Genomic DNA, 22,381 nt, shown 5'->3' with positions numbered 1-22,381 from the left:
ATTTTATGCCACAATTATACATGGTAGTCTGTTCAGCCTCGTGACTAGTTTTTTTTTAATAATAAAAACTTGAACTTTTTTGTCATTTAAATATACATCAATAAGTATAAAAAAGCGTAAAAGCTAAAAATAGATCAGCTATTTTTTAGCTTTTACACCTTCGTATTGAAAAGTTTAGTTAGGACTACTTCAAAATTTTTCGATTAGAATAAACCGACTACCTCTCCCAGATTCGTCACATTCATATTCAATGCGGCTGGTTTCTTTGGCAATCCTGGCATTGTCATCACATCACCTGTCAAAGCTACTAAAAATCCTGCACCCAATTTGGGTACAAATTCACGGATCGTGATCGTAAAATCTTCCGGTGCACCTAGTAATGTTGGATCGTCAGAAAAAGAGTACTGGGTTTTCGCCATGCAAATCGGTAGGTCAGACCAACCATTTTTCTCAAACTCAAGGATTTGATTCTCTGCTTTTTTGCTAAAAGAAACTTCTTTACCACCGTAGATTTTTTGAACGACTGCATTTACTTTTGATTTGATTGAATCACTAGATTGATACAATGGAACGTAATTCGCGTCTTTTGTATCGATCAATTCTACAACTGCTTTTGCTAATTCAACTCCCCCTTCGGCACCATTTTCCCAAACACTTGCCCGTTTTGCTATAACTCCTTCTTTTTCGCACAATTCCTTCAGTAACTCTAATTCAGCCTCTGTATCAGTCACAAATTCATTGATTGCAACGATCACTGGGATCTTGTAACTTCTCATATTACGAATATGCCGCTTCAAGTTAGCAAATCCTTTGTGTAAAGCCTCAAGATTTTCAGTTTGTAGTTCTGCCTTATCCAGTCCCCCGTGCATTTTCAACGCACGAACAGTCGCTACGATCACAATCGTATCTGGCGCTTTCTGCAAATTAGGAACTTTGATATCTAGGAATTTTTCTCCGCCTAAATCTGCACCAAAACCAGCTTCAGTAACAACATAATCAGCAATTTTCAATGCAGTTTTAGTTGCCAATACACTATTACAACCATGAGCAATGTTTGCAAACGGTCCACCATGGATAAATGCGGGTGTACCATAGATCGTTTGCACGAGATTCGGTTTAATCGCATCTTTTAACAACAAAGCAAGGGAACCCTCTGCTTTTAAATCACCAGCTGTTACAGGACGACGATCGTAAGTATATCCAATAACGATTCGTGCTAATCGAGCTTTTAAATCATCTAAATCAGCAGCTAAACACAATATCGCCATGATTTCACTCGCTACAGTGATATCAAATCCGTCTTCTCTTGGAACCCCCTGAATCGGTCCACCCAATCCAACGATCACATTTCGCAATACGCGATCATTCAAATCCACGACACGCTTCCAAATGACACGTCGCGGATCGATCCCTAGCTCATTTCCTTGGTGGATGTGGTTATCTAATAAGGCAGACAGTGCATTATTTGCAGAGGTGATTGCATGCATATCTCCAGTAAAATGCAAATTGATATCTTCCATTGGTAATACTTGCGCGTAGCCTCCTCCAGTAGCACCACCCTTGATTCCCATAACTGGACCTAAGGATGGCTCACGTAATGCAATCACAGCTTTTTTGTCTAATTGATTAAAGGCATCACCTAATCCGACTGTAACTGTTGATTTTCCTTCACCAGCTGGTGTTGGATTGATAGAAGTTACCAGAACGAGGCGACCATCCTCTTTTTTCGAAAAATTCTTCATTGTGGTAAAATTTATTTTTGCTTTGTATTTCCCATATAATTCTAGATCATCTTCATTGATTCCGATGCTATCCGCAACTCTAATTATCGGTTTTAGCTGTGTTTCTTGTGAAATCTCTAAATCACTTTTCATCAAAACGCCCCTTTTCACGAACTATCTATACGAATATTTATTTTTTGTTAAGTTATACTTATTATACCTGTTTTCATTGTAAAAAAAAACAAAAAAAACTGATTTTTGATTTATTTGACGTACCTATTAATTCTCTTTATAATATAGGCTATGATCAGACATAGAAAGGTCGTGAGTGTTTTGACCACAGGAATGGTGAAATGGTTCGATAACAAAAAAGGATATGGCTTTATTAGTTATGATGAAACAGAAGAGATCTTCGTACATTTTACTGCAATCGAAGAAGAAGGATTCAAAACACTTGAAGAAAACCAAGTGGTAGAATTTACCGTTATTGAAGGGAATCGAGGCGTTCAGGCGGCCCATGTCAAAAAGATCAATGATCAAGTTTAGTCCAATCAAACAAAATAAGCTATTCCGATATTTTTCGGAATAGCTTTTTTATTATTATAGACGACTCTCTGTGCAGGTAAAAATAGCTAAAGTCTCTATCGTTATTTTTTACTCAACTAAATCATTCGTATTCTCTATCAGTGAAGAAGTGTTGATCGTTTGTTTATGTGGATGTTTCAAGTGATCAAGCAATTTTCCTTGTGCCTTCTGATTGACGAAAATCACGAATGGCTCTTTGCCTTTTACAAGAGATAAAGATACTTTACGTTTTTGTACGTGGACTTCCTTGATTTCATTGATAGGTATGTCGCGATCTCTCCAAAAAGCAGCATATTTTATTTTTATTGCCTCTTTCTTTAAAACTAGTGAGCGTCGAAATCCTAGCAAAAGAAAAATAAAGAAAATTCCCATTAAAATATTACTTTTCCAATAAGGCCTTGTATTTTCTAACGATAAAATCAAACTCAAAAATAATAGAATAAATGTTGATGACCAATAAATGATCGACTGTGCCGTTTCGGGCTGCCAGCGAATATTTTTTTTCATTCTTCAACCTCGTGTCTTTATCTGTAGTGGTATAATAAGTCAAACCGACAATTTTTGAAGGGCGTGTTTTTCCTTATGTTAAAAGTATACATTGACGCATCAACAAAAGGCAACCCTGGACCTAGTGGTGGAGGAATTTTAATAGTCGCTGATCAGCAACAAGAACAGTTGTCTATCCCTTTGTCCTTTGGTTCAAACCATCAAGCCGAGTTTGAAGTCTTTTTAAAAACTTTAGAAATTCTAAAGAATAGACAGATGACCGAAGAAATCATTCTCTGCTATTCCGATAGTAAAGTACTTGTATCAACCATCGATAAAAATCATACGAACAACAAAGATTTTTTACCCTATTTAGAAAAAATACAAAGTCTATTAAAAGATTTTTCACTGTTGATCCTTCAGTGGGTACCTGAAAGTAAAAATAAAGGCGCTGATAATCTAGCTAGACAAGCATTACAAAAAAACTTATAAGCTATCTGTATATTTAGTTCCCCCCTCTCACACTCAATTCCTTTTTATTCAAATTGGAAAATGAACTATTCACTGTTTTATTCGTTTCTTTGCTATTTGTTGCTGCTTGTTGGACGATAGTAGCAAAACTTCTTTTGTCACGAATATTCGGAGTACTTGGAAGGGTCGTGGGTTGATCCTCTCTGATATTTCCTACTATGGTTTGGTTCTTTTCAGTTTCATATTCTTTTTCTATGATAAAAAAATTCCCCGTATGCATCAGCGCAAAAAACATGAATATTTTAGGATCGATTAAAGGTCCATCCCTCAACCCTCTTTCCACACGCAGACGATTGAAGAAATCATTGTCTAATGCAAGATCTCTTATAATCGTCATCACCACTTCCGCATCTAAAATCAAAAAATTTGCTGCTAACATTGGATCATTTAAAAGTTGCTTTGCCACCTCACTACGAGCTAATTTAGGCAAATCGAATTCTTGCGCCAAATGTCTAACAAACAAATCAAAATCCTCAGAATACGTTATTTTCGCATATTCAAGGTCATAGCGTTTTCTGATATCTTCACCACTACTTTGAAATCCTATCGGAGGATCTTCAAATTTAGCATAATCAACTGTGCTTGATACAATATGCGTGGTTTCGTGGATAACCGTTCCGGATAAAGTAGGTGTAGTTTGAATCGTTGGCTTAGCTGACGGCTTGACATGAAATTTATCCGCCATGATCAGTATTCGGCATTCTGGGTCAGCATTTACAACAAACGCCACAGTAGTCGGAGGTTTCACTTTGGATGTATAATAGTTTTTCGTCTTTTTATCGTAGACTAAATCGGAAGAGACGATCCAGATATTTTTATAGCCTAGATCTTTTGATAAGTTGAGGAATTGTTCGCATTTATCCGCTATAATCAATAATCTTTTGATGACTTCTTTCATTATTTGTTCTTTATTTCCGCTGGTTTCTAGCTTGAACATGTGATTCAAATATTGACCTGGCTTTCTTTCTGCAAGTGTTTCAAGTGTTAACCACTCCTCTGCTTTTTTCTTGAATGTTTTGAGATAGGTCACTGCCTCATCAACTCCCGAAGCGACTTCTTGTTGAAATGCATCAATATACTCTGGTACTTTATCAGAGGTAAAGCCAGGAAATATTCGGTAAGGGATCTCGGGCTTGTTCGCTAGTATTCTTGCGATTTCATGCTTCATCCCTGATTTTGCCATCCCATCAGTACTGGCAGTTGGATTCGTATACTCTGACACAAAAGAAGTCAATGTTGGAAGCTTCACTCGGTCATCCTCATACCTGAACTTCTTTGGATGATCAGAAAGTATCGTGGCTTTTCTGAACTCATCAAATGTTACCGCTACACCAAGTGACTCAGGTAATTTGTAATATGGTGGGTATTCCAAAATTTTAGCTATCTCTGCTAAACGGTCTGCCTCATGTGATGTTCCCGCTTCTCCAACTTGCGGAATTGGTTGTTTTTCTTTTTTCCCCTTATCTGCCTTGTTCTTTGGTTTCTTGGGAACACTTTTCTTCCCACCTGCTAAGATGGCATGGTGTGGATCAGCGATCAATCTTTCTAATGGGGTCTCCACACGGAAAAGATTGTGTATCTCATCAAATCTCAAGATGATCAACGGTCTAGTTACCTTTTTCTTAACAAGATGATATCGTTGATTTTCTTGATCGATTAAAATCAATGGAACATAGCAGTTATTCACCTTGATATGCGTCCTTCCTGAAGAGGTACGCATCAAGCCAAACTCATCAGGTGGTGTAAGTGAGACGGGACTACTGATACTTTCAAATTGTTCCGGTTGACTAGCAACATAGTCACTTACATCTTTTGCCAATCTTGGCGAAGTCTCAGTTTCGAAATACCAGCCAATACCGTTAAATCGGATAGGGAATAAAGTATCTCCTTCATATACGTCATATCTTACCCCATGTCCTTCAATCGAATGGATTTGAACAGGAACTATTCGTTGATTCATTTGAACAAAGGAACCAATGACTTCTCCATTATTCTCTACCTTATATACCTTCCCTTCACCATATCCTTTGGGGTTCAAATTTTTTTCTACTACAAATATTTGTGAAGTATCCACTTGATGTGCGAGCCTGTTTATACGCTGAATCTCCTCCTCATTATAAAACAAGTCCCCTTCAAAAGATCTGAGCTGACTGCCATGTAATGTGAAATATCCCCCAAAAATATCACCATCTTTTAGATTCATCACCTGCATGTACAACGAGTCTTTCACACGTCTCACGATGCTGTAGGGGCCTTTTCCAGGCAGCTGTGCCCGTATATGATCATCAGGCAACGGAGGTATTTTTTTTGTTAAAGTTTCTAGCTTCGTTAATAAAGGTTTCAAATGAGCAGGAATGAACCATTGACTTCTCAATTCAGAAAATCCTTTAAGTATCAACTTTGCTCCATCAGTGACTAACTCAAATCCAGGATCTGCATAGTGTGCTGTACTTTTAAGAATCGCTTTTAGTTCTAAACGAGTTGGTGTAAATCGCATCCCATTACGGATAGCGTGTCTGACTCCACTTTCTGCAGCGGCTTTTGCCATCCCCAAGGCAAAATTTGTACTTAGTCCCATCACTTGACCAACGACAGGGATCAAGAAAACCACATCAATTGTACACGAAATGACCGCATCAGAGACATTTTCATCAATGATTCCGACGATACAATCATAAAAAGGGATAATATGTTTGACCACATCCCCAATTTGTTCAGGCACGGACTTGTCATTTCCAAACTCATATAGCTGGCGATAGAAATGATCTCGCTGTATTTGACTGATGGCGATACTCAGTCTTGCTTGATCCAAGCCTTGTCCTAGTTCATGCTCCCGAATGATTTTTGTAGAAAATGTGAAGTCTTTCTTACCAATTCGGATTTTTTCTCTGTTTTGCTTATAACCATTGCGCCAAAGGTCTTTTTGATCAAACAATCCATATTTAAGATATAATAGCGGATCTTTATCTACTCGATAAAAAATATATCCCCCATATTGTTCCAATCTCTTCACAGCATACAAACGTTCTTCCCCTCCACGGATCGCTGCAAAAAGATCTGTTTTTTCTAGATTCAAGTTAGTATCCAACCATTTCTCACGCTCACCGAAATTGACTACTGGAATTCCTCCAATAGCTGGTGGTGCATAGTAATGTTGCTGATGCCTAAGTTCAGCCGTTGCACTATAAATCTGTGTTTCGTTTGAAAATAGAAAATTTTTCTCTGACTGATCTAAACCATTTAAAGCGGTGCCGATAAATCGCTGATTTACTTTGAAAAAAGCGTCGGCTACGTCTTTCGTTAGCTGTGTGTACCATTCCTCTAGATCTGGTGGTTGGTAAATATCGGGACAAGGTGGTAAGCCTAATAAATATGCTTGGTCTAATAATAATCTGTTTTTTCCTGAACGTTTGTTGCATTCTTTATTCACACTTTCTGCCAGTGCTTTTTTTCGGCGCCAGTTGGTAACTGCGTCCTCATATTCCCCCACCTCATGATAGAGTATTTTTTCATTCTCAACGATTGTCTCCGTCATTTCTTGCCAGAAAGTGATAAACTTTTGTAAGGCATAAACTTTATGATTACCATTCTCTAAAGCCTCTCTTAATCCTTCAGGATCTAATTGAGCAGTAGCTAGTAAAGCTGGGGTTAGGAGGTATTGTAACCCTTCGATTTGCTTTATGGATTGTATTTTAAGAGAATCGCAAAAAAATTTACCAAGTGTAATCTCATCTTTATTGCTGAATTCTGACAAATAACCAGCATCTGCCAACAGTTTTGCTCCTGCTAGTTGCATCAATGACCCAAAATCAGATATCGATAGATCATCGGCTAATTTGCTAGACTCAAGAAAATAATTAGGTAATATTTTTTCGATAAATTTTATCCATAGTTTTTCAAAAACCACCTGATCTTTTCTTAACATTTGTTCTTCTCTGCTATCTCTTCCGACAAGGCTATGGATATTGATAACACCCTCTTTTCTTAACGAATCGACCTCTAAAAATTTTCTGACTTGTCCAATCGTAAAGCTTGATGGATCGGGTGAGTCGAGAATTTTTCTTATCATGTATTCTTCGACCGAGCCACTTAATATATTTTCAATCGCCCATCTCATGACAGTAGCTTCAGCAATTTTTGCAGAAATTTTATCTTCTGATGATCCGCCATACATCTTCAGTTCTTTTAGAATGATTTTGGCGATGGCCTGAAATTTATCTGGCATAAATACCATGCCAACACCATCTTGTGTCAACCACTTTCCCATAGATATAAGTATTCGTTCCGATGATTGATCATAAGGAACAACCCCTTGTTGAATAAAAAACTGATTCAACTGGACACGTATATTTTTATTCTGCCATTGTTCCTTGCCTACACTGAGATTTAGTGGTTCCCCCGCGGTTTGTTCATTTTCAGTTAAATCAATGTGGACAGGTATTACATCTTCATCAGTTGGCGTTGACAATTCAAGTGACGGATCGTCGAAGTCAAATGTTTCAAATAACCATTTTGTATAGGTTAACTCGGCATGTGCGCCTGAGATGACTCCATCATTTTTTTCGTTCAAAATCACTTGTGCCAATTGTTTGATTTTGACTGGATCAATCACCTCGATCGTCGCCCCCTCTAACAACACCCAATGAGTAATTGTTTGTGCAAACGCACTGGAATCAGACATGTTCCAACTCCTACCTTGTCCTTTGAGAAAATCAGCAACTCTTCGCTTGGTCTCCTCTTTTTGGTTATGTATATCTTCAACATGCTTTGTTGCCTGAACACTTTGGGAATCATCTGCTTTTTTTTGTAGGTGATTTTCTTTAAGAAATGTATTGATCTTCTCTTTTTTATTACTAAGCTCACTCTCTTGACTCTCATTGATAAGGTAATTTAACTGAGCATTATTGTCTTCCCATTGAAGAATACAAACCCGTGCATCCTGGACAGTCAATAATCGCCATTCAATCCCGTAATGCTTTAGGAGTAGTTCTGCTACCTCTTTTTGTCTTTGGACAGTTTCCTCGTAGTTTCCTGCGCTAAGCACCCAACTTTGCATTTTCCTCACTAATTCACTGTTTGAAACATACCCAAGGGATAACTGTTTTGCAATAAGAAAAATCCTGACTTCTCTGTTTACCATTAGTGTTTTTTCACGTTGATTGAAAATCTGATAATCATAACAATATGGCTTGATGGGTTCAACATTCGATATAGTCGCTGCCTGATCATTTATGAAGTCATTATAAATGATCCCACTAATGTTTTTTTGTTCTTGAAGCTGTTCAGTATAGGGGAGTTCTGGTGCAGACAATTGATAATGAACTGTTTGTTCTGTATTTTCTTTGTAGGTACACCCTTCTAATAGTAAATTCGTTTGCAATTGTTGTTGCACAGCTGTTTTTTTAGTTAGCAAATAGGGATCTCCTAACCGAATATTTTTTACCCCATAGGCTTTCATAATATAATAAGTGATGAATTGTTCTCTTGATTCTTGTTCCAAAAAATCAGAAGTTCCACCCGACTCCACAAAATCGTTGAGACCATCTATTATTTCTTTAGCTGTAGCTTCTTCCTTGCTCGCAATTTTATTTTTTTCGAAGAACTCATGAAGAAGTTCTTTTACCTCAATCGTTTTGTTTCGATTTAAAAAAAGATCATATTCATAATAAAAGATCGGTAAATTTTGAAATACTACTCCTTCAGGCATCAGATTATTTTTCAGGATTTCTTTGATATTGTTTACTTGATCTAAATCAGAGACTGGTGGTGCCGTTGTCGTGAGATTGCTCATCTTTACTTTAGGAGCCGTCAAATGAACCATCACACTACTCACTTCAATAAATGTAAATCCTTTAAAAATATTGTTTGTTCGCCACTGAAGTACAATTTCTATGGCTTCTCTATAAGTTAATGCACGATCTGGTACCCCATATTTTTTTAGAATAAGATGCGCAAGAGAGATTCTTTTCTCTAAGACAAGGTGAAAGGCAAATCTATCTTGTTCCCAGGTATCGATTAGAATAAACAAGTCTTGAATAGAAAGATCCCCCATAAAATCTTTGACCGCTTCATTGACCTCATCTGTTTTAGCACGCTGTTGATACACATCGTGATCGTACCAAAAAGGCATCATAGGCTCCAAGTCAACATCTGGAAAAGGTTGTCTCTTCAAGTATGTATCGATAATACGATTGATTTTATCCACCGTTTTCTCAGGGATATCTTCATAAGAAGTAAAGCCTATTTTGGGAATCTGTTCCGAAAGAGGTTCAGGTGTCATGCGATTAGAAGGAAGTGACGTGGCACCGACACCAAATAAGTTTGTTTTCTGATCAAAAAATGTGCTAACGCTTTCGGCAAATCTACTCGTTAATTGCCAGATAGTCGTTGTTAATTGTTCGGCTTCTTCATTTGATAATGGCAGCTTGACAGGTAAGGGATGCGTAAAAAAAGAATGTTCGATCAGATGATTATTTCTTCGCTCTTTACCAATCTCTTCGTGTCCTCTTGGTATCCCCTCAGATTTGCCTTTTATCCATTCATCAAATGGACGAGAAGGTTCCCCTTCTGATTCCTCAGCACTAGGATTCGATAGAGTGTTGCGAACAAATGAGCGAAAACTATCAGCTACATAGAACCAATAATCTTCAGTCACACCGTGAAAATAGTTATCGTTTGTGTTGTCTGTCCCATTTTTTTTAGTAATATTATCGTTGTGAGATTCATCAGCGAATCCTTCAAACACATTTTTAAGTTTATCCGCGATATCTTTTAATTCAAAGTAGTCTCTGGCATTTGTTGGGGGGATTTTTTTGAAATAGAATTGTTGAAGGAGGGGTGAATGCTCTTTGTCCTTTTCATTTATCTTTTGAGATTTAGCAGTTGCTACTTTACATATGGTTTTAAAGTGAGTTTGTACTTTTCGAGGTTGTTCCCATAATCCCCATTTCCGACCGATTATTTCTTTTTTTGTCGTCGTGCAATTTTCTAGTTCAACTAGACCATGTACGAATTTATGAACCTCTAAACTCCATAACTGTGCTGCTTCGGCCAAAGGAGTTGACGTATTTATCTTGGGTTCAAATCCATCATATGTACTGTTTTTATTCAATACATCGGAAGTCTTTCCGCCATCGAACGTTGAACTTGAGGTTAACGAGTGGACTACTTCGTCTTTATGATTGATCCAATCATCTGTTACGACAAAAGTATCCATCTCAAACATAGCACGCTCTTCTTGAACAGCCCTTTGCTTGTTCGGCATCTCTTCTTCTAATTTGAAATTTTGAAACAGACTGAATGCGTAGAGCATTCCAACCGCCGTCTTAAGACCCTCTCTTGTTGGTTGTTTCCCAGAATGATTAGAAATATAGTTGACCATTCGTTGTTCGGCTTTTGTGTTGAAATTTTTATATCTTTTATTATTGAATGTTCCTATTGGTTTACGATGATCTTCTATTGGCATCTTATTCACTCCTCAATTCATTCGATTGACAGACTTCCAAGACTTCAGCAACAGCTGAACGTTGCAACAAGAATTTTTACCTTGTGAATGATAAGAATCATTGAAACTCATTATTTCTTAAAATACACAACCTACATCCATTATTATTCCTATTGTCAATACTGAAAATTCAAAAATCATTGATGGAACAAAATATTTATTTTTATATTACTTGATAGTATTTATACAACAACTACTATTATTTCTTGATACAGAAAAAAAAATCTGGTTTTTATTCATAGAATTCAAAATTGTTTGGTAAAGAAATATAAATTTTAAAAATACACATCTGTTTAAAGATACTTTCTATTGCATGTCTACGACGCCACCAGCTATGTTCATTTTATGTAATCAAAAAGTAAGCCCTCGTTCAGAAAAAAATAACCTGAAAATCTAGTCCAATCCTCCTTTATCCTTTCCAAACTATAAAGTGACGATATTCCAGATTCCTTCTTTCAAAAATAAGCAAAAAACCCAAAAATACAAAAATATTTTCAGGCTTTTTGCTTATTTTATTTAAGTCAAACTCTTCTATTAAAATCTTATGGCGCCAGATGTCCACATGAATGACAGAACAGCCCATATCTTTTTTTAAGCAAAGTGTTAAAAAAGCAAATAGTTATGGTCAAAGGTGATATCCAAATGATACTCACCAACTCTCTTTTCTATTTGGATACGCATCATGCGCTCTAATTCCTCATCTGACAAACGTGTACCTTCAGGAACAACGACATCAAATTGTAGGATCTGGCCTTTATGGATCATGCGAAAATCATGGATTTTCAAGCCTTCTGCTGTCTCATTGATGATTTTTTTCAACTCATTGAGAATCTCTTGATAATTCTCATTATCAACTGGTACCGGATCTAGATGACAGACTAATTCTACACCCAAAGATTTTTTGAAGTCTTTTTCGATGATGTCCATGATCTTGTGCGCTTCATTTAAATCTAGCCGATCATCCACTTCCACATGAACAGAAGCAAAGCGCTGATTTGGTCCGTAATTATGCACTAACAAGTCATGATAACCGAGGATTTTCGTATAGCCATTCAGCTGCTCCTCCATCGCCTGGATCTGTTCGACAGTGGGACGGCTACCTAATAATTCATACACGAATTCTCTTAACATCATTACGCCGCTGTACAAGATGTAAAGTGCTAACAAGAAGCCAATATAGCCATCCACGCGCCAACCTGTCAACCATTCGACAGAAGCTGAGAGTAAAACAGCAAATGTCGTATATACATCATTATAACTGTCTTTGGCAGTTGCATGTAAGGTTTCCGAATCGATCATTTTTGCGGTTCTCTTGTACATACGCCCCTGAATAACTTTTAAAGCAATCGAAAAGACTAAAACTAAAAAGATGATCGGTGATAGGGCGATATTTTCCGGATCGATGATTTTTTCAATTGAGGAGTGTAAGAACTGGAATCCGACGTACGTGATGATGAGAGACACGAATAATCCACTAATATATTCAAAACGTTCGTGTCCATAAGGATGCTCCGGATCTGCTGGTTTTGCCGCGATTTTAAAGCCAATCAAAGTCAAAACAGAAGAAGCGGTATCCGACAAACTGTTGATGGCATCCGCCATGATCGACACACTTCCAGAGAGTAGTCCGATCATCAATTTCGCAACGAATAGGATCACATTAGTTAACAGACCCCATACTCCTGCCATCAATGCTTTTTTTGTTCGTTCTTTTGCTGTTAGTGTTTCTTGTTTCTTTGCCAAATTTGTGACTCCTTTTATCTGTGATTGCTGGTCTTATATCATTCAGGTTTTAAAGGTGTTGCTGCAAATAATGCTTTGGCGAGTAATGGTGTGATGATCCCTGCGCCGATAGCTTCTGGAATCCCATTGATTGCTGCAATTCCAGCAAGTGTCTTGAACAAGACCGAAGCATCGACACCATAAGCTTGAGCTGTGGCATTCGTATAAAATAAGCCCATCAATCCTAAAACAAGGACCGTATTGACTAAAGAGCCTAGTATCCCAGCTACAACAGCCGGTACGACGATCGTCGATGAACGCTTATACAACCAATGGAATACAAAGCCAGCAACGAGTCCCACTAAAACTCTGGGTACAACTGAGATGATTGGATTGGTGAAAACCAATGTATCGAAGGGTGTAGTTGGCATCGCGTAGGCACGGATGATCGTCGCAATTCCCCAGAACAAGCCGATCAACATGCCATCTTTCGGTCCTAATACTACGGCCGCTACGATCACTGTGATATGGATGATCGTCAAGCTAATAAAACCTAATGGAATAAAGCCTAACCATGGAATCATTGATTGAACGATAATGATGGCTAACAAAATGGCACGAAGTACTAACCGAAATGTTTTGTTTTTGCTATTCATTGAATCTCCCCCTGTTTGCTTTACTCTAATCCTATAGCGTTTTGTTGATTTGTCAATAAATGTGTACATAGCAACAACCGTTGAGCCAATGAAAATAAAGCAACGAGTTTGGGAAATCAGCCCAAACTCGCTTGCCATTTATTTGTAGTAAAAACCTACGCTTGCTTCTATTTATTTTCTAACCATGTTTTTGCTTCTGTCAATGCGTCTGAGATACCCGCTGGGTTTTTTCCACCTGCTTGCGCCATATCTGGACGACCACCGCCACCACCGCCGACTTTCGGTGCGATTGCTTTGATCAAATCACCGGCTTTTAAGCCTGCTTCATTTGCTTCAGGTGTCATTGCTGCTAACAAGCTGACTTTACCTTCTTGTTCGTTTGCCAAGACAAGAATATCTGAAACTGCTTTTTGTTTCCATTGATCAGCTAATTGACGCAATTGATTCATATCTTTTACTTTAACTTGCGCAGTGATGATCGTTTTGCCATTGATCGTCTCTGGATTTTTGAAAATATCCCCTGCTTGTTGGTTGGCTAACTTACTTGCCAATTGTTCATTTTCTTTTTGTAGTTCTCTTACTTGTTGTTGCAATTGTTCTGCTTTAGCTACGACTTCTTTCAATTGTGGTGATTTCACGATTGCCGCAACTTCTTTTAGTTGTTGTTCTTCGCTTTCCAACAATTCATAAGCTTCTTTACTTGTCACCGCTTCGATCCGACGAACCCCTGCACCGATCCCTGATTCAGAAACGATTTTAAAGATTCCGATGTTCTCGGTATTACCGACATGCGTACCACCACATAATTCGATCGACCAACCACCGATATTGACCACGCGGACTTCGTTGCCATATTTTTCGCCAAACAATGCCATTGCGCCCATGTTTTTCGCTGTGTCGATATCTGTTTCGATGGTTTCGACAGGAATCGCTTCCCAGATTTTTTCGTTCACGATTTGTTCCATTTTCGCCAATTCTTCACTTGTGATCTGCCCAAAATGTGTGAAGTCAAAACGTAAATGGCCTGGTGCAACCAATGAACCTGCTTGGTTGGCATGATCGCCTAATACTTCTTTTAATGCTTTGTGCAATAAGTGAGTAGCCGTATGGTTTTTGATGATTCGGTTACGTCTTGGTTCATCGATCAATAAATGATAGGTGTTTCCTTCTTTGATTTCAGAAAGGACTTCTACTTTATGCAAGAATTGTCCATTTGGTGCTTTACGAACATCGGTCACATTAGCTACTGTTTCACCAGCTGCATCAATGATCCAACCTTGATCGGCTACCTGTCCACCCATTTCAGCATAAAATGGTGATTGATCAAAGATCAATTGAGCTTCCCCATCCGATAGTTCACTGACGATTGTTTCGTCTTGGACGATCACTAGTAATTCACTGTCAGATTCAATATGGTCATAACCGATGAATTTGCTGTCTACTTTGATATCTGTCAATAAAGCAGATTGAACACCCATCGATGTTTCTGTATTACGAGCCGCACGCGCGCGCTCACGTTGCGCCTGCATTTCTGTTTCAAAGCCTGCGTGATCGACATTCAATCCTTCATCTTCCGCCACTTCTTCTGTCAATTCGACTGGGAATCCATACGTATCGTAAAGTTTAAAGATATCTTTTCCGGCAAGCGTTGTTCCGTTTGCTTGTTTTACCTCTTTGATCACTTGGTTCAAGATCTCAAGACCTTCGTTGATCGTTTCATTGAAACGTTCTTCTTCCGTACGAACGACTTTTTCGATAAATTCTTTTTGCTCCAACACTTCAGGGTAGTAGCTCTCCATGATTTCGCCAACAACAGGCACTAAACGGTATAAGAAAGCTTGCTCGATCCCTAATTTTTTTCCGTGCATGACTGCTCGACGCAACAAACGGCGCAACACATAGCCGCGTCCTTCATTTGAAGGCAATGCCCCGTCACCGATTGCAAAAGATAATGCGCGGATATGGTCTGCGATTACTTTATATGAAATATCAGTTAAGGCATCCTCACCGTATTTTACTTTGTTGCTCAATTGCTCAACTGCATGGATGATCGGCATAAATAAATCTGTTTCAAAGTTGGTTGGTGCATCTTGAACGATGGAAACCATTCGTTCTAAGCCCATGCCCGTATCAATGTTTTTATGTGGAAGAGGTTCAAACGTATTATCTGGTTTGTGGTTGAACTCTGAGAATACTAAGTTCCAGATTTCAAGATAACGTTCATTTTCGCCACCAGGATAGTTTTCAGGATCATCTTCTTCCAAGTCATTATAGGCTTCGCCACGATCATAAAAAATCTCTGTATCTGGACCACATGGTCCAGCACCGATATCCCAAAAGTTATCTTCTACATCCACGATATGGTCAAGAGATAACCCAACTTCTTCGTGCCAGATACGTTTTGCTTCTGTATCTTTTGGATAAACAGTGACATATAATTTCTCAGGATCAAACGCCATCCATTTTGGACTTGTTAAAAATTCCCATGCCCAGTGGATTGCCTCTTCTTTGAAATAATCGCCGATCGAGAAGTTCCCTAACATTTCAAACATCGTATGATGACGAGCTGTTTTCCCAACATTTTCGATATCATTCGTCCGAATCGATTTTTGCGCATTCGTGATTCTTGGATTGTCTGGTACAACAGATCCATCAAAATATTTCTTTAGTGTCGCCACTCCTGAGTTGATCCATAATAAGGTTGGATCATTGACCGGTACTAGTGAAGCACTAGGTTCGATCGTATGTCCTTTTTCTTGGAAAAAGTCTAAAAACATTTGACGTACTTCTGCACTGCTTAATTTTTTCATTGTTTTACCTTCTTTCTACATAATAAACGACAAAAAACACCATTACAGCCAAGGACGAAAACTCGCGGTACCACCTTGATTGCAATGATGTTTACTCATTACCTCTTAAACTCGTTAACGCTGAGTCGCGTTGATATTTCTATCAAATTGAAAAAGGGAGCAGTTTGAACAGTGACTATTCTTTTTTCAGCCGAGAAAGAATTTTCTGTGAGTCAGTCTAAAACAAACTATGTCCTTTTTGTACTTTATATGTCCTTTTTGTACTTTATCAGTATACGTATTCTTAGCGATGCTGTCAATCCTACTTTTTGATTTTTCATTGTTTGCGGTCTACGTTTTCCTTGCTATAATCAAGAAAGAATCCAAAAGGAGGCAAAATAATGGAAACGTATTTTGGAACCGAAGAATGGATAAAAGCCAGCAGTTACGTTTTACGTTATGACGTATTCGTGTTAGAGCAAGAAATACCTGCTCATTTAGAATTTGACGGTAAGGATGCCTATTACCCGAACCTTGTCATGATCCATAACGAACAGCCAATTGCTACCTTGCGTTACCAAAAACAAAGCGATGAGCAAATCCAATTTGATCGTTTTTGTGTCGCAAAAGACTGGCGCAAACGTGGGATTGGCAGAGAAATGCTTCAATTGGCAGAAAAACGAGCAATAAATGAAGCATTCAAAGAAATCTATTTGATTGCAGAGATCCCCGCCGTTCCTTTCTACGAAAAGCAAGGCTATCAGAGTTTCTCAGACCCACTAATCGAAGACGGTATCCTTTGTCAACAGATGCGAAAACAGTTCTCCTAATATGAACTGTTTATTCATAAAAAAATCAGCCCCAAAACCAAAAATAGATTTACTATTTAGGTTTTTGGGGCTGATAGTCAAGGGCAGCGTGATTCGCTCATGACTGCTTTTATTTGTTGGAATTCTTTTTATTTTTTCTGGCTGTACGCGTTTGTTGACGTTTTTCGATCTTACGGTCTTTTTTATTTTTCTCCGCAATTGCCCAGTCGATTTTTTTCTTGTAACCAGGTTTGATCTTTTTCTTTTTCTTTTTGACTAAACCAATCAGTGTTGGGTCAAGACTATCTTTTGATTTTTCTCGTTTCGTCCGACGGTTACGGTCATAGGTTTTAACGATTTCACCATTTTTGATTTCCATTGGCTCAAAGACAACCCCGATTTTTTCGATGCCTTCGATCAATGGCTCATCACTTGGTGCATATAAAGTGATCGCTGTTCCTTTTAAGCCATTTCTACCAGTACGACCGACACGGTGGATAAAGAAATCTAGATCTTCTGGAACCTCCGCATTGATGACATGAGAAACACCTTCGATATCAATACCACGAGCAGCTAAGTCTGTCGCAACTACATATTGATACTCTAAGTTTTGCACTTGGCGCATCACACGCTTACGTTCACGAGGAGTGATATCTCCATGGATCTTCGCTATTTTCAGTCCTTGGTTTTTCAAGTAATCAGCGATTTCATCTACATGTTGTTTCGTGTTTGCAAAGACGATTGCTAAATAAGGATGCCCGATCGTCAGTAATTGATAGATCGTTTGATTCTTATCTTTTCCTTTTGTTGAAACTAACCAATTCTCGATATCTTCTGAGATCACTGCTTTTGGCTTGATTTCTTCGATGATTGGATTTTCCATATATTTACGCAAGAATGGGCGTAATTTTTCTGGAATCGTTGCTGAGAAAACTAAAAATTGTAATTTTTCTGGCAAGCGGCTAGCGATTTGATCAACTTCATTCAGGAATCCCATATCTAAGGTCATATCTGCTTCATCCACGATGAAAGCAAAGGCTGTATGGATCTTTAAAGCTTGCTCATTCATCATGTCAAGGATACGCCCTGGTGTACCGACAACGATTTGCGGTTGTTGGTGATTCAAGCGATTTAATTGACGTTGTTTGTCTGTTCCGCCGACAAAATTCGATACGCGAATCTCTGGATCGGAAAACTTAGCGATTTGAACAGCAGCTTCATAGATCTGTGTCGCCAGTTCACGACTTGGTGCTGTGATCACCACTTGGACTTCTTCTTTATTGGCATTGATTTTTTGAAATAGAGGCAAAAGAAACGTATGCGTTTTTCCTGAACCAGTTTGTGATTGTCCGATGATATTTTTCCCTTTTAAAATCAAAGGAATCAATCGTTCTTGCACTTCTGTTGGTTGTTGGAATCCTTTTTCTGCTAACGCTTCGTTGATAAACGGATGAAAATTGAATTGTTTAAAATGACTCATTTCGACACCTCTTCTCTTTGTATTTTTCACGACTTTGGAATTATACCATAAATTTGCTTATTTTGCTTGAAAAGGTCAGGCTTTTCTATCTTTGATCGTACTGATCGTGTAAGTATGACTCGCTTTCTCATAGAATAAAACTCTCTTTTTGCGAATAAAAGATAAGAATAGATTCAGACCGAAAATGAACTGTGCGACCAAGGTACATAAGAAAATGAACACTGCACTCATCTGTGTGACACCAGTCGCTTGATTGATGACTGGACCAACTAATTGACTCAACCAGCCTAGCCCATAAAATAAGAAATAGAGATACGCATAGCGAATGAACAACGCACGAAATCTGATTCGTTCTCTGCCATCTTCAACTAGCTTGATCCGGACGATTTTTTTTCCAAGTGTTCTGCCATTCGTTAAGAAAGGAAGGATCATGAAATATAGAAAGACTTGCACGAACAACCACCAACTGTAGGAAGTGAACTCGCTACTTCCAAACGATAATCCGGCTACCAATCCGATGATCGACGAACAAATAGATAAGAAAAACCAATCGATCAAATAGGCAACCAGACGGCGTGTCAAAGAGACTGTCTTGCCTTTTTCATACGATACTTCATCCATTCTCGCTCTTGTTGGCAACATAAACGTAAAGATTGGCGTCACAAGATAGCCAAGCATTCCGCCAAATGTATTCGTTAGTAAATCATTGACATCGAATAATCGATACGGACGTGGATAGATAAAGTAAAGACCTGTTAATTGTGTCAACTCAAAAAATAGAGAGAGGCAGAAACTTGCAAAGACCGTTTTGACAAAGGACAGTCGGAAATAATACCTTAAATAGATGCCAAACGGTAAAAGTAAAAAGACATTGAATAATGGCTCTAAAAAAACACTTTGTCGCATCGCAGGTAAATAGGTACTCGGATCGGACAAGACGAGGACTGTATTCGCTCTGAAGTTCTCCCAAGACGCAAATAGGTGTAATTCCATTTTTGGACCTGTCATTTGCGCAACAGCTTCCTTAGTAGGTAAAGGTAAAATCACTAAAAAGTAAGCACATAATAGATAAAAGACAAATGAATATAAAATGACCGCTCTAGTTAGGAGAAACGTTCCATACTTTCGGTATTCATAAATAAAAAAGATAGCAGAAATCGCCAATGCGAGAAAAGGAAAGACAATCAACGCAAAACGAATCGGCTCGATATAACTTGCCATAAAACAAAAAGACCTCCTTTGAATACAGTTATCTTAGCAATATTGGTGAAAAGAATGCAAGTAATGACTAAATTATTTTTAAATTCCTATCAATTGAAGTATGATTATTATGAGGAGGCGATTCATTTTGCTTAATATTTATTTTGTATTTGGTGTTCCAGCATTTTTACTTATTCTGTATTTAGTCTTTGCATTGATTCGTAAGCGGACATCGATCCATTACTTAGGCTTTATTCTATTGATCATCGCAGGCTTTATGCTTGTTTTCAACCTACAGACATGGCAACAAGCACTCTCTGAGCTTTCACATACTTCAAGTGCAGAACTTTCTGCAGAACTTGGCTATTCTGTCTATTTGATCTGGGTACCGATTGGTATTGCTACTTTATTATTTTTGTTGAATATCTTCCGAGCTTTGTTAAGGATCAAGCAAATTCGAAAAAAAAACAAATAGAAAGATGAGGTCGAGACAGACGTGTTTAGCCTCAAAAAATAAGGCGTTATCCACGAAAATTGTTTTTCAACTTTTTGTGGATGACGCCTTATTTTACGAAGAACTTCCTTCTGTTCCCGCCGTCTATTTGATTTTAGATGACGCAAGAGGACGAATGGTCAAGATATGTCTTTTGATTTAATTATCGGTTACGCCAGGTTTGTGCATCAAGTGAATCCTCGCCCACAAACCATTCTTTGTAGAACTCCTCTAGAAATTCACGCATGAACGCTTCACGTCGTTTTGCTTCTTGCTTCGCAAATTCCGTATTCATTTGATCTGGCAGTAACAACAATTTTTCATAAAAATGATTGATGACTGTCGAACCTTTACGATACTCTTGTTTGTTCGTATAATTGATTGGCTGGATAACTGGGTCAAAAATCGGATGCCCCTTATGTCCTCCATAATATGCTGTACGTAAGATACCCATCGCACCTAACGCCTCTAAACGATCTGCATCCTGTACGATCTTGCCTTCTAAGGACAATTCGACGTTATCAGACAAACTTTTTGAAAAAGACATATTTTCGATGATATGAAAGATTTGATGAATCTCTGATTCTGCCACTCCGATGTTTGCCAAAAAGACTCTGAGTCCTTCTTTCGCTTGCTCTTCATCTTCGACCACTTTATCATCGATCGTATCGTGTAGATATGCCGCTGCCAGCGTGATAAAAGAATCGGCTTGCGGTAGTGTCTCAAGGACTTGTCGAGAAAGTTCGACTACTCGATTCGTATGGTCCACACCATGTCCTGAACGATCCAAAGACAATTGTGCCATGCTGTAGTTAGCAATTTCACTTAATTTATCCACTGCCGCTTTCACCTTCTATTAGAGAATTTTTTAGACTTCTTCAACACCATAAACGCTAAAGTAAAGTTTTCGCATAAAATCGATCAAGTACTGCGGATTCAATGCTTCTCCTGTCGCATCTTGGATCAATTGATTTGGTTTTCTTGATGCGCCGTACTGATGGATTTTTTCTGTCATCCACTCTTTGATCGGTGAGTAATCATCAGAAGCTAAAATCTCATCAACAGCGATATCTTTTTTCATTGCATGTAATAATTGTGCAGCATACATGAATCCTAACGCATAAGATGGGAAGTAACCAAAACTTGCACCTGACCAATGGACATCTTGCAAGATCCCTTCTAAATCGTTTGTTGGACGGATACCTAAATACTCTTCATATTTTTGGTTCCATACTTCTGGTAATTTCTCAACTTCTAACCCTTCATTGAACATCATTTTTTCGATCTCATAACGTATAATGATGTGTAATGGATACGTCAAACTGTCTGCTTCGATCCGAATCAAGCTTGCTTTTGTATACTGTAATGAACGATAGAAATCATCAAAAGAAATATCATCAAAGGTTCCTTCAGCACACTCTTGGAAGAATGGGTACTGCTTTTCCCAGAAACTGCGGTTGCTGCCGACAATGATTTCATTGAAAAGTGATTGCGACTCATGGATGCCCATTGATGTGCCTTCGCCTACTGGTGTATACGTATATTTTTCATCAATATTTTGTTCATACATCCCGTGTCCGGCTTCATGGATCACTCCAAACGTTGCCATTTTGAAGTCCTCTTCATTCCAACGTGTCGTGATGCGGACATCATTACGGTTGATCCCGATCATAAATGGATGGATCGTGTCATCTAAGCGACCTCTAGAAAAATCATAGCCTAACTGTTTGATCACACCGACTACAAAGCGTTTTTGTTGTTCCTTCGTCATTTTACGTGAGAGGAAATCCGTTTCGGGTGCTGTTCCTTTTTCGACTAAGGCTTGACGGATGGATATAATACCTTCTTTGACTTGGTCAAATACTTGGTCTAAGATCTCTACAGTCATTCCTGGCTCATATTGATTCAACAGCACATCATAGTCTGTTTTCTCCTCTTTACGCCAATATGGGATCAACTGTTTTGTGATCTTGATGTTCTCAGATAACGCGGATTCAAAATCAGCAAATTGGTTTGATTCACGCGATTCTTGCCATTTTGTGTGGGCTTTAGAAGTCGCAGAAGTTAATGCAATCATCAATTCTTCCGGTACTTTATGCTCTAATTCATAGTCTTCTTTGACTTTCTCAAAAACCGTTTTTCCGACTTCAGACAACTCGTCAGGGTGCGCAGAGAAGTATTCGATTGCTTCTGCGATTTTCGGTCCGACTTTTTTTGAGAAATATAGCCCATATAAATAACTGTTGACTTCACTGCGTTCTTCACTTGATTTTTCTGGCATACCTGTTTGGATATCCCAGTCCAATACTGTTAACGCTTGACTCATTAAATCGATTTCTTTGACTTCTTTCAAAAATTCCTTTTCATTCATCCAAAAATCCTCCAACTTATCCTAGTTATCATTT

The 22,381-nt window shown here is 38.4% G+C and carries 14 protein-coding genes; 4 read left to right on the top strand and 10 right to left on the bottom strand.

What is annotated here, in order from left to right; translation table 11 throughout:
- Window positions 1-203: 203 nt before the first annotated feature.
- Entirely contained in the window at window positions 204-1,874 is a 1,671-nt protein-coding gene (locus tag IGK77_RS07135; RefSeq protein WP_074798941.1) for a formate--tetrahydrofolate ligase, read from the bottom strand.
- Between the two features lie 180 nt (window positions 1,875-2,054).
- Between IGK77_RS07135 and IGK77_RS07130 the strand changes: the two genes are divergently transcribed.
- A complete protein-coding gene (locus IGK77_RS07130) occupies window positions 2,055-2,267 on the top strand; it encodes a cold-shock protein (protein WP_074799328.1) in 213 nt (70 codons plus the stop codon).
- A gap of 108 nt (window positions 2,268-2,375) precedes the next feature.
- On the opposite strand, the gene IGK77_RS07125 is transcribed toward IGK77_RS07130, so the two are convergent.
- A complete protein-coding gene (locus IGK77_RS07125; RefSeq protein WP_066025526.1) occupies window positions 2,376-2,813 on the bottom strand; it encodes an EbsA family protein in 438 nt (145 codons plus the stop codon).
- 75 nt (window positions 2,814-2,888) lie between these two features.
- Between IGK77_RS07125 and IGK77_RS07120 the strand changes: the two genes are divergently transcribed.
- Complete coding sequence (locus IGK77_RS07120) at window positions 2,889-3,284, top strand: ribonuclease HI family protein (RefSeq protein ID WP_074798939.1); 396 nt, start codon at window positions 2,889-2,891, stop codon at window positions 3,282-3,284.
- Window positions 3,285-3,297: 13 nt separating this feature from the next.
- On the opposite strand, the gene IGK77_RS07115 is transcribed toward IGK77_RS07120, so the two are convergent.
- The 4 genes from IGK77_RS07115 to alaS form a co-directional block, all read right to left on the bottom strand.
- Complete coding sequence (locus IGK77_RS07115) at window positions 3,298-10,788, bottom strand: QWxxN domain (protein ID WP_438713119.1); 7,491 nt, start codon at window positions 10,786-10,788, stop codon at window positions 3,298-3,300.
- Window positions 10,789-11,430: 642 nt separating this feature from the next.
- Window positions 11,431-12,570 (bottom strand): cation diffusion facilitator family transporter, encoded by a 1,140-nt coding sequence (locus IGK77_RS07110; protein WP_071867251.1) that lies wholly within the window; start codon window positions 12,568-12,570, stop codon window positions 11,431-11,433.
- A gap of 38 nt (window positions 12,571-12,608) precedes the next feature.
- Window positions 12,609-13,205, bottom strand: a complete 597-nt coding sequence (locus IGK77_RS07105; protein WP_071867250.1) for an ECF transporter S component — start codon at window positions 13,203-13,205, stop codon at window positions 12,609-12,611.
- Window positions 13,206-13,372: 167 nt separating this feature from the next.
- Window positions 13,373-16,015: an alanine--tRNA ligase gene (gene alaS / locus IGK77_RS07100; protein WP_074798933.1), complete on the bottom strand. Its 2,643-nt coding sequence runs from the start codon at window positions 16,013-16,015 to the stop codon at window positions 13,373-13,375.
- 380 nt (window positions 16,016-16,395) lie between these two features.
- Here alaS and IGK77_RS07095 point away from each other — a divergent pair, with 380 nt between their 5' ends.
- Window positions 16,396-16,824 carry a GNAT family N-acetyltransferase gene (locus tag IGK77_RS07095; protein ID WP_074798931.1) on the top strand — a complete coding sequence of 143 codons (429 nt, stop codon included), beginning with the start codon at window positions 16,396-16,398 and terminating at the stop codon, window positions 16,822-16,824.
- Between the two features lie 109 nt (window positions 16,825-16,933).
- On the opposite strand, the gene IGK77_RS07090 is transcribed toward IGK77_RS07095, so the two are convergent.
- Complete coding sequence (locus IGK77_RS07090) at window positions 16,934-18,283, bottom strand: DEAD/DEAH box helicase (protein ID WP_071867247.1); 1,350 nt, start codon at window positions 18,281-18,283, stop codon at window positions 16,934-16,936.
- Window positions 18,284-18,358: 75 nt separating this feature from the next.
- On the bottom strand, window positions 18,359-19,504 hold the full coding sequence (locus IGK77_RS07085) for a VanZ family protein (protein ID WP_074798930.1): 1,146 nt from the start codon (window positions 19,502-19,504) through the stop codon (window positions 18,359-18,361).
- A 127-nt stretch (window positions 19,505-19,631) separates the two neighbouring features.
- Here IGK77_RS07085 and IGK77_RS07080 point away from each other — a divergent pair, with 127 nt between their 5' ends.
- Window positions 19,632-19,958, top strand: a complete 327-nt coding sequence (locus IGK77_RS07080; RefSeq protein WP_071867245.1) for a hypothetical protein — start codon at window positions 19,632-19,634, stop codon at window positions 19,956-19,958.
- 181 nt (window positions 19,959-20,139) lie between these two features.
- Here IGK77_RS07080 and IGK77_RS07075 read toward each other — a convergent pair whose 3' ends face one another.
- Together IGK77_RS07075 and IGK77_RS07070 are read right to left on the bottom strand one after the other, a co-directional pair.
- A complete protein-coding gene (locus IGK77_RS07075) occupies window positions 20,140-20,814 on the bottom strand; it encodes an HD domain-containing protein (protein WP_071867244.1) in 675 nt (224 codons plus the stop codon).
- Between the two features lie 30 nt (window positions 20,815-20,844).
- Entirely contained in the window at window positions 20,845-22,347 is a 1,503-nt protein-coding gene (locus IGK77_RS07070; RefSeq protein ID WP_071867243.1) for a carboxypeptidase M32, read from the bottom strand.
- Window positions 22,348-22,381: the final 34 nt, after the last annotated feature.

Origin of the sequence: Enterococcus sp. DIV0806c (assembly GCF_051710905.1) — a bacterium.
GTDB lineage: Bacteria > Bacillota > Bacilli > Lactobacillales > Enterococcaceae > Enterococcus_B > Enterococcus_B mundtii.
This window is presented reverse-complemented; position numbering and strand designations above follow the sequence as displayed.

What these genes read in the sequence shown, in the direction of transcription:
- IGK77_RS07120 (WP_074798939.1), top strand. Translation starts at nt 2,889, where the DNA reads ATGTTAAAAGTATACATTGACGCATCAACAAAAGGCAACCCTGGACCT.
- IGK77_RS07105 (WP_071867250.1), bottom strand. Translation starts at nt 13,205, where the DNA reads ATGAATAGCAAAAACAAAACATTTCGGTTAGTACTTCGTGCCATTTTG.
- IGK77_RS07070 (WP_071867243.1), bottom strand. Translation starts at nt 22,347, where the DNA reads ATGAATGAAAAGGAATTTTTGAAAGAAGTCAAAGAAATCGATTTAATG.
- IGK77_RS07125 (WP_066025526.1), bottom strand. Translation starts at nt 2,813, where the DNA reads ATGAAAAAAAATATTCGCTGGCAGCCCGAAACGGCACAGTCGATCATT.
- IGK77_RS07095 (WP_074798931.1), top strand. Translation starts at nt 16,396, where the DNA reads ATGGAAACGTATTTTGGAACCGAAGAATGGATAAAAGCCAGCAGTTAC.
- IGK77_RS07135 (WP_074798941.1), bottom strand. Translation starts at nt 1,874, where the DNA reads ATGAAAAGTGATTTAGAGATTTCACAAGAAACACAGCTAAAACCGATA.
- IGK77_RS07115 (WP_438713119.1), bottom strand. Translation starts at nt 10,788, where the DNA reads ATGCCAATAGAAGATCATCGTAAACCAATAGGAACATTCAATAATAAA.
- IGK77_RS07090 (WP_071867247.1), bottom strand. Translation starts at nt 18,283, where the DNA reads ATGAGTCATTTTAAACAATTCAATTTTCATCCGTTTATCAACGAAGCG.
- IGK77_RS07085 (WP_074798930.1), bottom strand. Translation starts at nt 19,504, where the DNA reads ATGGCAAGTTATATCGAGCCGATTCGTTTTGCGTTGATTGTCTTTCCT.
- alaS (WP_074798933.1), bottom strand. Translation starts at nt 16,015, where the DNA reads ATGAAAAAATTAAGCAGTGCAGAAGTACGTCAAATGTTTTTAGACTTT.